14 protein-coding genes and 1 pseudogene are annotated in these 12,881 nt (G+C 67.7%); 8 read left to right on the top strand and 7 right to left on the bottom strand.

The window, feature by feature from the left end; all coding sequences use genetic code 11:
• The first annotated feature begins 18 nt into the window (after window positions 1-18).
• The 3 genes from ACR9FL_RS08270 (at window position 19) to ACR9FL_RS08280 (ending at window position 1,988) form a co-directional block, all read left to right on the top strand.
• Window positions 19-1,233: an NAD(P)/FAD-dependent oxidoreductase gene (locus ACR9FL_RS08270; RefSeq protein WP_296172053.1), complete on the top strand. Its 1,215-nt coding sequence runs from the start codon at window positions 19-21 to the stop codon at window positions 1,231-1,233.
• Window positions 1,234-1,306: 73 nt separating this feature from the next.
• Window positions 1,307-1,573 carry a SemiSWEET family sugar transporter gene (locus ACR9FL_RS08275; protein ID WP_409450305.1) on the top strand — a complete coding sequence of 89 codons (267 nt, stop codon included), beginning with the start codon at window positions 1,307-1,309 and terminating at the stop codon, window positions 1,571-1,573.
• Window positions 1,574-1,796: 223 nt separating this feature from the next.
• Entirely contained in the window at window positions 1,797-1,988 is a 192-nt protein-coding gene (locus ACR9FL_RS08280) for a DUF3008 family protein (RefSeq protein WP_105562386.1), read from the top strand.
• Window positions 1,989-2,235: 247 nt separating this feature from the next.
• Here the strand turns inward: ACR9FL_RS08280 and ACR9FL_RS08285 are convergent, their stop codons facing one another.
• Together ACR9FL_RS08285 and ACR9FL_RS08290 are read right to left on the bottom strand one after the other, a co-directional pair.
• On the bottom strand, window positions 2,236-3,858 hold the full coding sequence (locus ACR9FL_RS08285; protein WP_314429802.1) for a cisplatin damage response ATP-dependent DNA ligase: 1,623 nt from the start codon (window positions 3,856-3,858) through the stop codon (window positions 2,236-2,238).
• A complete protein-coding gene (locus ACR9FL_RS08290; protein ID WP_207821829.1) occupies window positions 3,858-4,877 on the bottom strand; it encodes a ligase-associated DNA damage response exonuclease in 1,020 nt (339 codons plus the stop codon). Before ACR9FL_RS08290 ends, ACR9FL_RS08285 begins: the two co-directional genes overlap by 1 nt.
• A 200-nt stretch (window positions 4,878-5,077) precedes the next feature.
• Between ACR9FL_RS08290 and ACR9FL_RS08295 the strand changes: the two genes are divergently transcribed.
• Window positions 5,078-5,971, top strand: coding sequence for an SDR family oxidoreductase (locus ACR9FL_RS08295; RefSeq protein WP_296172046.1), 894 nt, complete (start codon window positions 5,078-5,080; stop codon window positions 5,969-5,971).
• 18 nt (window positions 5,972-5,989) lie between these two features.
• Here ACR9FL_RS08295 and map read toward each other — a convergent pair whose 3' ends face one another.
• The 4 genes from map to ACR9FL_RS08315 all read right to left on the bottom strand — a co-directional run bounded on the left by map (window position 5,990) and on the right by ACR9FL_RS08315 (window position 8,684).
• Window positions 5,990-6,760: a type I methionyl aminopeptidase gene (gene map, locus ACR9FL_RS08300; protein WP_314429798.1), complete on the bottom strand. Its 771-nt coding sequence runs from the start codon at window positions 6,758-6,760 to the stop codon at window positions 5,990-5,992.
• Window positions 6,757-6,993 (bottom strand): ParD-like family protein, encoded by a 237-nt coding sequence (locus ACR9FL_RS08305; protein ID WP_296172043.1) that lies wholly within the window; start codon window positions 6,991-6,993, stop codon window positions 6,757-6,759. The genes map and ACR9FL_RS08305 overlap by 4 nt, the downstream gene beginning before the upstream one ends.
• Window positions 6,994-7,090: 97 nt before the next feature.
• Window positions 7,091-7,921, bottom strand: a complete 831-nt coding sequence (locus ACR9FL_RS08310; protein ID WP_207821820.1) for a metallophosphoesterase family protein — start codon at window positions 7,919-7,921, stop codon at window positions 7,091-7,093.
• Window positions 7,905-8,684, bottom strand: a complete 780-nt coding sequence (locus tag ACR9FL_RS08315; RefSeq protein ID WP_207821818.1) for a hypothetical protein — start codon at window positions 8,682-8,684, stop codon at window positions 7,905-7,907. The genes ACR9FL_RS08310 and ACR9FL_RS08315 overlap by 17 nt, the downstream gene beginning before the upstream one ends.
• A 264-nt stretch (window positions 8,685-8,948) precedes the next feature.
• On the opposite strand from ACR9FL_RS08315, the gene ACR9FL_RS08320 reads away from it, so the two are divergent.
• From ACR9FL_RS08320 to ACR9FL_RS08335, 4 genes are read left to right on the top strand one after another with little or no spacing between them, the layout of a single operon-like run.
• The gene (locus tag ACR9FL_RS08320; RefSeq protein WP_296172041.1) at window positions 8,949-9,371 is read left to right on the top strand and encodes a DUF2231 domain-containing protein; all 423 of its coding nucleotides are present in this window, start codon (window positions 8,949-8,951) and stop codon (window positions 9,369-9,371) included.
• On the top strand, window positions 9,371-10,678 hold the full coding sequence (locus ACR9FL_RS08325; RefSeq protein ID WP_296172039.1) for a PQQ-dependent sugar dehydrogenase: 1,308 nt from the start codon (window positions 9,371-9,373) through the stop codon (window positions 10,676-10,678). Before ACR9FL_RS08320 ends, ACR9FL_RS08325 begins: the two co-directional genes overlap by 1 nt.
• Before the next feature lie 57 nt (window positions 10,679-10,735).
• Entirely contained in the window at window positions 10,736-11,467 is a 732-nt protein-coding gene (locus tag ACR9FL_RS08330; protein ID WP_296172037.1) for a cytochrome c oxidase assembly protein, read from the top strand.
• Entirely contained in the window at window positions 11,464-12,198 is a 735-nt protein-coding gene (locus ACR9FL_RS08335; RefSeq protein ID WP_296172035.1) for a cytochrome b, read from the top strand. The genes ACR9FL_RS08330 and ACR9FL_RS08335 overlap by 4 nt, the downstream gene beginning before the upstream one ends.
• Here the strand turns inward: ACR9FL_RS08335 and ACR9FL_RS08340 are convergent.
• Window positions 12,194-12,880 (bottom strand): annotated as a pseudogene (locus tag ACR9FL_RS08340) (c-type cytochrome); the annotation flags it as partial. The gene ACR9FL_RS08335 and the pseudogene ACR9FL_RS08340 overlap by 5 nt on opposite strands.
• Between the last annotated feature and the right edge of the window lies 1 nt (window position 12,881).

The raw sequence follows: 12,881 nt of genomic DNA on the forward strand, positions 1-12,881 counted from the left end.
GTGCGTGTCGGGGGTTGAATGGCGAGGTTGACACAGAAGCGCGACCTGAGAAGCGGGCGATCTCTCTGGGCGGACAGCCCTTTTACAGGGGCGCCGGTTCGCCCTCTAAAGCAGGCCGTTTCGGTCGATGTCGCCGTCGTCGGAGCCGGGATCAGCGGCGCCCTGATGGCGCACGAGCTGTCGCGCGACCACACGCTGGCCGTCCTTGATCGCAGGGCGCCTCTGATGGGATCGACCATCGCCTCGACCGCTCTGTTGCAATGGGAGATCGATCTTCCACTGGAGGCGCTTGGGAGGCGCATAGGCCGGCCGAAGGCGCAGCGGGCCTATCTGCGCTCGCGGCGCGCGGTCGATGACTTGAAACAGATCATCGCCCAGGAGGGTATCCGTTGCGGCTACCGGGATCGCGACGCCCTCTATCTTGCGGGCGACGCCTATGGCCGCAGAGCCCTCGAAAGCGAGGCCGCAGTGAGGGTCGACGCCGGCCTGGAGAGCTGCTTCCTGCCGGCGGATCAGGTTCGTGATCGGTTCGGGATCGACCGAACCGGCGCCATCCTCAGCGGCGGATCGGCCAGCGCCGATCCTGCTCAACTGACGGCGGGACTTCTACGGCGCGCCCAGGCCCGGGGCGCGAGGCTCTTCTCACCGGTCGATGTGATCGAAGCCGTGTCGGACCCCGACGGGGTGACCTTGCTGACAAGCACCGGTTTCGCTGTACGGGCTTCAGCGGTGGTCTTCTGTTGCGGTTACGAACGCCCCAAGGGCGTGACTGCGCCGGACTCCAGGGTGGTCTCGACCTGGGCGCTTGCGTCAACGCCCGGCTTTGCCGGTCCAGCCTGGCTGCGAGACACCCTCGTCTGGGAAGGATCAGACCCCTATCTCTACATGCGCACGAGCAACGACGGGCGATTGATCGTCGGCGGCGAGGATGAGGATTCTCCCACCGCCCATGCCAGCAGAGCGCTTCTGGAACGCAAGACGGCGCGCATCCTGGCCAAGCTGAAGGGCCTGCTTCCCGAGGTCGCGCTGGAGGTCGACTACGCCTGGGCCGGGGCCTTCGGAGAGAGCGCCAGCGGCCTGCCCCATATCGCGCCCGTACCGGGAATGGCCCACGCCTGGAGCGTCATGGGCTTCGGGGGCAACGGCATCACCTCCTCGGTGATCGCCAGCCAGGTTGTGGCGGCCTGGGTGAGGGGTGAGACCGACCCGGACGCGGACCTCTATCTTGCCTGACAGGGAGCCCGCGGGGGGCCGCGGCGTTAGGCTGACTCACTGCGGCCGGACCGGTCGAGTTCGGGACTGACCTATGATCTCCATGGCCGATGTGGTCGGCGTCGCCGCCGCCCTGTGCTCTGTCAGCAGTTTCGCGCCCCAGATTTACAAGATCTGGAAGGAGCGCGACGCCTCAAGCGTCTCGCTCAAGACCTACGCCCTGACCGTGAGCTGCTTCATTCTATGGGTATGCTACGGCCTGCTGACCGAGGCATGGCCCGTGACCCTCGCCAACGGCTGCGCCCTTGTCATGGCCAGCGGCGTCCTGATCATGAAATGGCGCTTTGAACGGAAGGGCTAGGGAGGGCCAACCGCGCTGGATCAATCAAGGTCGCGCGGCGGCTCGCCGCCTTCTGTCCGGTATCGGACTCTTGGGTCCTTATGCGCCATACCGCTACCGCGATCGGTCGGGTCGAGCCGGCGCAGCCCCTCAGGAACCCGGGTTTCGGGGGCGGGTTGAAAGAAGGCGTCTGACCGGCCTTTCGCTCGATCCGGCGATGATCTGACATCAGGGAGATTTCGACATGCCCGCCAAATCCGCAGCCCAGCAGAAGGCGGCGGGGGCCGCCCTGGCCGCAAAACGGGGCGATGCGCCGAAAAGCAAGCTTCGGGGCGCCTCGAAGTCCATGGAGGAAAGCATGACCCGCAAGGAGCTGGAGGAAATGGCTTCGACCCCTCGCAAGGGCAAGCCGGAGCACACGGGCAAGTCGGCGTGATCCCTGGTTCCTTTGACCTCTTCGCACACCTGGGAGACGCCTGATGACGCAACCGGACAAACCGGCCGAACGCACCGGCCGCGAGGCCGAGAATGAAAATCTGCGCCCGCCGGAACGGGCCGGACAGCCTCCGCGGCCGGCGACTGAACCCAGGGGCTCCAAGGCCTCCGGGCTTTCGACCGAAAGCCGGACGGATCCGGGCTCGGGCGAGCCCAATCCCCGAGACAAGGACAGCCGCTAGCCCAAGTCAGGGGGCGGCCGAGGGCGCATCGAGCATGGCTTCGAGGGTATGCAGCTCGTCCGCCTCCCTGGCCGGCTTGTCCCAGCGGATGCGGCTGATGCGGGGAAATCTCATGGCCACGCCGGACTTGTGGCGTTTGGACCTTTGCAGGCCCTCGAAGGCGACCTCGAGCACCAGCCCGAACTCGCGCGTCGCCGTGACGGAGCGGACGGGGCCGAAACGCTCGACCGTGTGCTCGCGCACGAACCTGTCGAGCTGTTTCAGTTCTTCATCGGTGAAGCCGAAGTAGGCCTTTCCTACCGGGGTGAGCACGTGGACGCCGTCGGCGTCCTCGGTCCAGACCCCGAAGGTGTAGTCCGAGTAGAAGCTGGAGCGCTTGCCGTGACCGCGCTGGGCGTACATCAGGACGGCGTCGATCAGATGCGGATCGCGCTTCCACTTGAACCAGGGGCCTCTGGGGCGGCCGGCTTCATAGACGCTGTCCAGCCTCTTCAGCATCAGCCCCTCCGCCGACTGCGGATCGCCCGGTGGCGGATCGGCGCGACGGGCCGCCAGGTCTTCCCAGGTCCGGAAGGGAACCAGGGGCGAAAGGTCGATGCGGTCTGAGCCGATTTCGGCGACGAAGCCTTCCAGGCGCTTGCGGCGCTCGGCGAAGGGCAGGGCGCGCAGGTCTTCCCCGTCGGCGGCCAGAAGGTCATACGCGCGCACGCCCGCCGGGTGACTGATCATCAGCCTGGCGTCCGCCGTCTTGCGGTTCAACCTTTGCTGCAGATCCCCGAATGGAGCGACCCGACCGTCGCGCAGCACCAGGAGCTCGCCGTCGATGACCCCCTCATAGGCCAAGGCGGCCACGACATCGGGAAAGGCGGCGGACACATCCTCGCCGGTTCGGCTGTAGAGGCGTTTGACGCCCCCTTCGCTGACCGCCTGGACGCGGATGCCGTCCCACTTCCATTCCGCGGCGTATTCGCCGGGGTCCAGCCTGGGCAGGTCGACGGCTTCGTCGATCGGTTGCGCCAGCATGACCGGGCGAAAGCGGCCGTGCGCCATGGCCGAGGGGCGCTCGGTCCTGCCGTCCAGCCAGGCCAGAAGGTCGGCATAGGGCGGGCTCTGGGCGTGCCAGACCTCCTGGATGTCGGCGACCTCGACCCCGCCGAAGTCCGCCGCCGCCTGCCAGGCCAGTCGCGCCGAGACGCCGACGCGCAAACCCCCGGTCACCAGCTTCAACAGAGCCCAGCGCCCGTCGGCGTCCAGGGCGTCCAGCCAGCCTTCCAGCAGGCCCTGAACCTCGCCGCGTTTGGCGGCGCTCAGGGCGTCGATCACCTCGGACAGTTCCGGCTCGCGGTTGGCGCCGTGGCGGGCCGGCCAGATCAGGGCGACGGTCTCCGCCAGATCGCCGACATAGTCGTAGGACAGGCGGAAGAGTTCGGGATCGACCCGCCCCTCGACGACCTGACGGATGACGGCCGGCTTGGCGGCGGTGAAGGACAGGGCGCCCGTCAGGGCGGCCAGGGCCCAGCCCCGGTCGGGATCGGGGGCGTCGGCCAGGTGGTCGCGGATCAGCCGGAGCTTGGCGTTGCGCGAGGCCGTGAAGGACAGCCGGTCGAGCAGGGCGGCGAAGGCGCGCATCAGTCGTCGTCCTCGTCTTCATAGCCGACCAGATGCAGGGCGCGCGCCGTCAGGCCCTGCAGTTCAGCCCAGCGGCGCAGGGCGTCGTCGCGGCCATGGGTGATCCAGGTTTCCTGGGGCGACAGTTCGGTCAGGGTGGCGGTCAACTCGTCCCAGTCGGCGTGGTCGGAGAGGATCAGCGGCAGCTCGACGCCGCGCTGGCGCACCCGCGCCCGCACGCTCATCCAGCCCGAGGCGAAGGCCGTGACAGGATCCGGGAAACGTCGGCTCCAGCGGTCGGCGATGGCGGAGGGCGGAGCGACGATGATGCGCCCGGCGAAGTCGGCCCTTGATCCCGTAGCCGGAGCCAGCGGTCCCAGGTCGACGCCGAAATGCTCATACAGCCGGTTCAGCCGTTCCAGGGCGCCGTGGACATAGATGGTCTCGTCATAGCCCGCCTCGCGCAGCAGCCGGATGAGGCGCTGCGCCTTGCCGAGCGCATAGGCGCCGACGAGATGGGCGCGTTCGGGGAACTGCTGCACCGAGCGCAGCAGCCGTCCGATCTCCTGCGTGTCCGGCGGATGGCGAAAGACCGGCAGGGCGAACGTCGCCTCGGTGATGAAGACGTCGCTCGGCACGGGCTCGAAGGCGGCGCAGGTGGGATCGCGGCGGCGCTTGTAGTCGCCGGAGGCGGTGATGGTCAGGCCGCCCTGACGGACGGTCGCCTGGGCTGATCCCAGAACATGTCCGGCCGGAGCCAGGGAGAGCTCGACGCCGCCGACCTTGAGCCGCTCGCCATAGGAGAGGGCCTGGGTGCGCCCGGCGAAGTCCGCGCCATAGCGCTCGCCCATGATGGCCAGGGTCTCGACCGTGGCCAGGACGGCGCCATGTCCCGCGCGGGCGTGATCGGCGTGACCATGGGTGATGACGGCCCGGTCCACCGGGCGCGGCGGGTCGATGTAGAAGTCGCCCCCCGGGCACCACAGGCCGGCGGGGGTGGGCTGGAGGACAGAGGCGAGACCTTGGCCGGGCGTGGGCATGCGCTTTCAGGCGTCTCCTGGTGACGGCCGTCGGCTGCGGCGACAAGCGCGCCGAGGACGGCAAGGGAGAACGCGGCGGGCCCGTCAGCGTTGCGAGGGTCGGGTCGGCGGCCGGGTGGAACGTCGCGAGGGACGAGGACATTAGATCGGCATCCCTGCGCCGCTCCTGGCCGGGACAGGCGCCACAACGAGGAAGACCCATGTCCGATCGCCTCGCCATGCAGGATCCGCGCAACCAGTATCCCCGACCGCCCTTTCCACGTCAGCCTCAGGCTGAACCCGGCCTGGCGGGCCGGATGATCCCTCGGCCCGACCATGGCGAGGACAGCTATGTCGGACATGGCCGTCTGAAAGGACGCCGGGCCCTGATCACGGGCGGGGATTCCGGCATCGGCCGGGCGACCGCCATCGCCTTTGCGCGCGAAGGCGCAGACGTCGCTATCGGCTATCTGCCGTCCGAGGAGGCGGACGCCGCAGAGGTGGTCGCCCTGATCGAGAAGGCCGGGGTGAAGGCCCTGGCCCTGGCCGGAGACGTCAGGGACGAAGCGTGGAATGCGGCCATGACGGCCCGCGTCGTCGAGGCGTTCGGCGGCCTGGACATCCTCGTCGTCAACGCCGGCCACCAGCAGTACCGGGAGGCGGTGTCGGAGGTCTCTACCGAGGATTTCGATGCGACGCTGAAGACCAACCTCTACGCGCTTCACTGGCTCTGCAAGGCCGCCGAGCCCCATCTGCCGCCAGGCGCATCCATCATCACCACCGCCTCGATACAGGCCTATGAGCCCTCTGACATCCTTCTGGACTACGCCACGACCAAGGCGGGGATCGTCGCCTACACCAAGGCCCTGGCCAGGCAGATGATCGAAAAGGGCGTGCGTGTGAACGCCGTCGCGCCGGGGCCCTTCTGGACCGTGCTTCAACCCAGCGGCGGTCAGCCCCAGGAGAAGGTCGAGCAGTTCGGGGCCCACAGCGCCTTCGGTCGGCCGGGGCAGCCGGTGGAGATCGCTCCGGTCTATGTCCTGCTGGCCTCCCAGGAAGCCAGCTTCGTCACCGGAGAGGTCTGGGGCGTGACCGGCGGGGCCGGGGTCGGCTGATCGACAGCCCGCCTGAATTCAGGCGGGCTGCCGCGCTTCGTCCGGTCGAAGGGTCAGGACCCGGACGCCGTCGCGGGTGACGGCGACGGTGTGTTCGAACTGGGCGGAGAGCTTGCCGTCGGTGGTGACGACGGTCCATCCGTCGTCCAGGGTCTCGACAGTGCGGCGGCCCTGGTTGAGCATGGGCTCGATGGTGAAGACCATGCCTTCGCGCAGCCTCAAGCCGCTTCCGGGCTTGCCGAAATGCAGGACCTGAGGCGCTTCGTGCATTTCGCGGCCAATGCCGTGGCCGCAGAAGTCGCGGACGATGGAATAGCCGTTCTTCGTCGCGTGCCGCTCGATGGCGTGGCCGATGTCGCCGAGCGTGGCGCCGGGGCGGACCGCGCGGATCCCCTTCCACATGGCCTCATAGGTGGTCTGGACCAGGCGGCGGGCGGGGCGGCCGACCTCGCCTATGAGATAGGTCTTGCTGGAGTCGGCGATGAAGCCGTCCTTCTCCAGGGTGATATCCAGATTGACGATGTCGCCGTTGAGCAGGATCTCGTCGGCGGACGGCACGCCGTGGCAGACGATCTGGTTGCGCGAGCTGTTGAGCACGAAGCCGTAGCCGTACTGGCCCTTGCTGGCCGGGCGGGCCTTCAGGTCATTGACGATGAAGGTCTCGACCAGGGCGTCGATCTGCAGGGTGCTCATCCCCGCCAGCGTCAGACCGTTCAGGTAGGTGAAGACCGAGGCGAGCAGGCGGCCCGCCTCGGCCATCAGTTCGATTTCGGCCGGGGTCTTGGTCATGCGGCGGCCGTCAGGCTGGAGGGAGCGAGGCCAGAGGCGTTGATGTCGGCGCCGACGCCGGCGGCCTTGAGTTCGCGCGCGGCCAGTTCCTGAAAGGACAGGCCCGGGTTCAACTCGCCCAACATGCCGATCCTGATCCAGAAGGCGGCCTGGGCGTTGATGGACCGGCATGAGGCCTTGCTGGCCCGGCGCAACTGCTCGTGCAGTTCGTCCTCGATGTTGACGATGCCCATGGGCTGATCCTCAATATATGTTTCGTATATGAAGCATATATTTAGGTGTCGGGAAGGGCAAGCGCGCGCGGTGATCCGCCCGCGCGACCCGGGCGCTTCAGACTTCGAAGACGCGGTAGGGCTTGTCGCCGAGGGTGCGCAGGACGGGCAGGGCGACATTATAGACCGGCACCCCGCGCGCGGTGCGGCCTTCCGGGGCGCCGCGGTGGGCATGGCCGTGGACCACCAGCTTGACGTTGTCGTAGCGGTCGACGACCTCGCCGAGACGCGAGGAGCCGAGGAAGGGGTGGATTTCGGGCGGTTCGCCGACCACCGTATCGACGACAGGCGAATAGTGGAGCAGAACCACGCTGCGTTCGGTTCGCAGGGTGCGGATCGAATTCTCGATCAGATTGGCGTCTTCGACGGCCTCCTGGACGAAGTGCTTGATCGAGGCCTCGCCGAACGGGCTGAGCATGTAGCGGCCGAAGCCGCCGACGAAGCCCTTGCCGCCGGCGAACCCCACCCCCTCGATCTCGTAGGACTCTCCGGTCAGCATCTTGACCCCGGCCTCCGACATCAGGCGCGACACCTCCTGGGGCTGTCCGCACTCATGCTCATGATTGCCCAGGACGCCGACCATGGGGATGCGGCAGGCGCGCAGGTCTTCCAGCAGGTTCTCGACCTCCGCGGTCTTGCCGAAATTGACCAGGTCGCCGCACAGGCACAGGACGTCGGCCTCTTCATGGACCTGGTCGAACAGGTCGCGGTAGACGCGGTGCGAGGTCTCGCCGACATGCAGGTCGCCGACGGCGGCGATGCGAAGCTTCTTGCCGGGGCCGGCTTCCATGCCGGGCTGCGGCGTCTGGGCGTCTGACGTCTTGGGGTCCGACGTCTGGGGGTCCGACGTGGGGGCCTCCGCTTTGGCGCGCTCAGTAGACGGGGTCATGGCGTTCCTCCAGGCCCTTGCCCACCACGTCGCCGAAGCCCCATTCGGTGATGTCGGCGATATAGTCGCGAGGGCTGAACAGACGCCCGCGACACACCCTGACGCGCGGCGCAGGCAGGTCGACCTGGGCTTCCAGCCGCTCCAGAAGTTCGGTCATCAGCCAGGCCGGCACGAGGCCGCGCTCGGTGGGATAGGCGAAGCGGAAGTTGAGCAGGTGGGCCATCAGGACCTCCCAGTAGAGGTCCATCTGGTCCAGCATGGACTTCCAGTCGATGGCGTCGGACTGCTTGAGGATGACGTGGTTCACATCGGCCCCGTCATAGCGATAGCGATCCTGGATGAAGACCTTGGACAGGATCAGGGCCGTGGGCGGGGTGATGGTCACCTCGTGGCCGTAGACCGTGATCCGGTCCTCGCCAAACCAGCTGTCCGACACCGCGATGGTCCCGTTCGACATGGCGAAGATGACGTCGAAGAAGTGTTTGTCGTCCTTCCACACCTTGGCGATCCAGCGCTCGTCCTCGACATCCGTCCGATAGCCGCGGGCCTGGAAGTAGGCGAGGATACGCGGGTAGTCGCCGGGTTTGCAGAAGACGTCCAGGTCCTTGGTCGGACGGCGGATGCCGGTATAGGCCGTGACCGCATAGGTGCCTGAAAGCAGGAAGGGCACGCCGGATTCCTTCAGCAACCTCAGGCTTTCCTCGTAGAAGGCCATGGCCTCGGGCGGCGGTTCAAAGGCGGGATCGGCGACCGTGTCGGACATGTGAGCGTGGGTTCCTGAACAGGGCAGGGGAACGGAGCCACGAAGGCTTGGGTTCCGCCGCGCCCCGTTGGGAACGGAGTTGAACAGGTCGATCAGGGCCCCGCGGCGAACTGGCTTCCCCTGTCGCTGCAAGGGAGCCTCAGCCTGGCGTAGCGTCGGTAGGGCGCGGCCGTCCGATCGAAACGACGCTGCACGGATGGAAGACGTGTGAACCATCTCACGGCCAGGCAGTTAGCCTAAGCTAGGCATTAGGGAGAGGGTGGCATGAGCATCCATGGACTATCGCGCGGATGGGGTCGACCTCTGCATCGTCTGCTGCTGGCGTTTCCGATCGGCCTGTTCACCTTCGCCCTGTTTACGGACATCGCCTATCTGAAGACCGCCGAGATCCAGTGGACGAACTTCTCGGCCTGGCTGATCACCGGGGCCCTGGTGTTCGGCGGGATCGCCGGCGTCTTCTCCATCGCCGATTTCGTTCTTGGCGCTCGTCGCCGTGGATCGCGCCGGGCCCTGATCCATCTGGCCGCGCTCGCCCTGGCCTGGGTGCTGGGGCTGTTGAACGCCTTCAAGCACAGTCAGGACGCCTGGAGCTCGGTCGGCGCCTTTGGCCTGACCCTGTCCATTCTTTGCACCCTGCTGGTCCTCGTCGCCGGCTGGATCGCCTATTCCGCGCGGGAGACCCTCTGATGAAAAAGACCCTCCTGGCCGCCGGCGTCGCAACGATCGCCATCTCGCTCGCCTTGGCCTCCTGCGGAAACTCCAGCGATCCGAAGCTGAACCAGACCGGCGCCGCCCCCGACCTGCCCAGGATCAACGAGACCCTGGTGCCGGCCATGAAGATCAGCCCGCCCGCCGGCTGGAACGGCGAGACGCCGACCGTGCCCCAGGGCTTCACCGTCAGCGCCTTCGCGACCGATCTGAAGATCCCGCGTCAGATGCTGGTCCTGCCGAACGGAGATGTCCTGGTCGCCGAGGGGCGCGGCGGTCATGCGCCGCGCCTGCGCCCCAAGGACGTGATCGCCGGCTTCATCAAGAAGCAGGGCAACACCAAGATCAAAGGGGGCGACCGCATCACCCTGCTGCGTGACGCCGACAATGACGGTGTCCCCGAACTGCGCTCTGTCCTGGTCGAGAATCTGGATGCGCCCTATGGTCTGGCCTATGTGGACGGCTACCTCTACGTCGCCGAACAGGGCGCGCTGACCCGTTTCGCCTTCCAGCCGGGGCAGACCGGCATCGCGACGCCGGGCGAGCGCGTGACGGCCCTGCCGTCCCGCATCAACCATCACTGGACCAAGTCCCTGACTGTCAGTGCGGACGGGACCAGGTTCTATGTCGGCATCGGCTCCAACTCCAATATCGGGGAAAGGGGGCTGGCTGTGGAGGAGGAGCGGGCGGTGGTCTGGGAAATCGACCGCGCAACCGGGGCGCGTCGCACCATCGCCACCGGCATCCGCAACCCGACCGCCCTGGCGATCGAGCCCACGACCGGTCTTGTCTGGTCGGTGGTCAATGAGCGCGACGAACTGGGCCCGCAGCTGGTGCCCGACTATCTGACACAGGTGCGCGACGGCGCCTTCTATGGCTGGCCCTACAGCTACTGGGGTCAGAACCTCGATCCGCGCGTGAGGCCGCAGAAGGCGGACATGGTCGCCAAGGCCGTCAAGCCGGACTACGCCCTGGGGTCTCATGTCGCCGCGCTCGGTCTGGATTTCGCGCGAAGCGGGGGCTTTGGCGGCCAATACGCCGACGGCGCCTTCATCGGCATGCACGGCAGTTGGAACCGCCAGGACCCCTCCGGCTACAAGGTCGCCTGGGTTTCGTTCAGCGGCGGTCGCCCGGTCGGTCGGCCCGTTGATTTCGTCACCGGCTTCCTCAAGGGCGGCGAGGCGCGCGGCCGCCCTGTCGGCGTGGCCTTTGATCCGTCCAAGAGGATTCTTCTGGTCGCCGACGACCTGTCCAACACGGTCTGGCGGGTCGCGCCCTCGCGCTGACAAGGCCAGGATCGCCGGCATGTTTGAACCGTCGCCGTCCTGGGTCGTTAGCCGACCATGACGATCACGCCCTGGACGCCCTACTGCGGACCCGCGCCCGACCCTGCGGATGTTCTGGGACGTTGGAACGGCGATCCCGTACTTCTCACGGGTCTGGGACTTCTCGTCGCGTGGGGCGTGTTTGGGGCGATAAAGAACCGTTCCGGGGCGCGCGCCCTGCTGGGGGCGGCGGGCGTCTTGGTCGTCGTCTTCATCTCGCCCCTCTGCGCCCTGAGTTCAGCCCTGTTCGCGGCGCGCACCCTGCACCACCTCCTGCTCCTGCTCGCTGCGGCGCCCTTGCTGGCTTTGAGCCTTCCCCGCCTGAAGACGCCCCGCCTGGGGCTGGCGACGGCGGTTCAGGCCATGGTCTTCTGGGCCTGGCACGCGCCCGATCTCTATGCCGCGGCGCTGTCGAGCGACGCCGTCTACTGGCTCATGCAGGTGACGGTCCTCGGCAGCGCCGTCTGGTTCTGGGCGGCGGTGCGGGCCTCCAACGCTCCCGCCGCTGTCATGGGGCTATTGGCGGCCATGCTGCTGATGGGCTTGCTGGGAGCCTTGATCGTCTTTGCGGGGGAGCCGCTCTACGCGCCGCATTTCGCTTCGACCCTGGCCTGGGGCATGACGCCGCTGGAAGACCAGCAGGGGGCGGGCCTGATCATGTGGGCGCCGGCGGCGGCGGCCTATCTTCTGGTCGCCCTGTGGCGGGTCGCCGGCCTGTTTGACGGCAGGGAGGCGGCGCGTCCGGCATGATCGACCGGCTCGTCGCGCAGGCGCTGGAGTGGGCGGCCGGCCATCATGACGAAGGTCGCTATTCGCCGGTCGCCATCCTCTTCCACTGGACCATGGCGGGCCTGGTCGTCTTCCAGCTCGGGTGGGGCTGGTGGATGGGGCGGTTGCCCGTCGGCGGCGCCAAGGCGGCGGCCTATGAGGTGCATTTCGCCATCGGCCTGCTGATGCTGCTGCTGGTCATCGGTCGGCTGTCCTGGCGGCTGGTCGCGCCCAATCTGATCAATGACGCCGACAAGCCGGGCTGGGAGAGCGTAGCGGCGCAGGTGACCCACTATGTCTTCTACATCTGCCTGTTCGGCCTGCCGCTGTCAGGATGGGCCATGGTCTCGGCCACAGCGCGCGACACGCAGCTGGCGGCGGCGGGCCTTGTCCCATGGCCCTTGCTGCCGATGCAGGATGTCTCGAACACCCGGCTATGGGCGATAGAAGCCGTCGCGGAATGGATGCACTGGGCCATGGTGGCGGCCTTGTTGCTGATGATCCCGATACACGCCGGGGCCGCCCTCAAGCACCATCTGATCGATCGGGACGACGTGTTTCACGCGATGCTGCCGGTCGCGCCGCAGCTGCGGCCGAAACGGACGCGGTGGCAGCGGCGCTGGCGGGCCCTGGAGAAACGGGTTGGTCGGACAGCCACCGGGCTATGGCGCGCGCTTCTGCGTCCGTCAGCCTCTGGACAGCGGCGGCCATGACGCCGCGAGGATCGTTGCGGCGCTTGCCCGACTTCCAGCGGTCGATCTGCTCCAGCGTATAGGCGGTTGGCTGGCCCGCGACGGCTGGCTGGCCTTCGCCGGCGCCCTGGCCGCTGGGGCCGTGACAGGATGCGCAGGCCGTGATCCCGCGCGAGAGGTCGCCTGTCCGCCAGATCGTCGGGGACGCGGCGACGGAAAGGGAGGCGCTCCCTGGCGGCGAAGTGGGCAGACCGGCGTAGAAGCCGGCGACGGCGCGTCGGCTGTCGGCGTCCAGATCCCTGGCTATGCGGGTCATGAGGTCGTCGGGCCGCAGGCCGCTGGCGTAGTCCTCCATCTGTTTTTGCAGATAGCCGGCGTCCAGTCCGGCCAGACGGGGCGTGGAGACGCCGTCGCCCTGACCCTGCAGTCCATGACAGGTGAAACAGGCGTTCGTCGCGCCGCCCGCGCCGCCGCCCATAGCGATGACCTGTCCGGTGGCCGAGAAGGCGCGGTCGGTCTCGCCCGGCGCGGCGTCGCACGCGACCAGACCGGGGCCGGCCAGGACGAGAGCGATAAGAGCGAAGGAAGGGAGGGCGCGCACCCCTTCCCAACACCGCCTTATGGCCCCGGTTCCAGGCGGGAACCCCTGAGGCTGCGACGGATTGGGTTCTGGTGAAGCTGGAAAGGGGCGGGATGCGATCATG

It is taken from the genome of Brevundimonas sp. CEF1, assembly GCF_051353055.1.
GTDB lineage: Bacteria > Pseudomonadota > Alphaproteobacteria > Caulobacterales > Caulobacteraceae > Brevundimonas.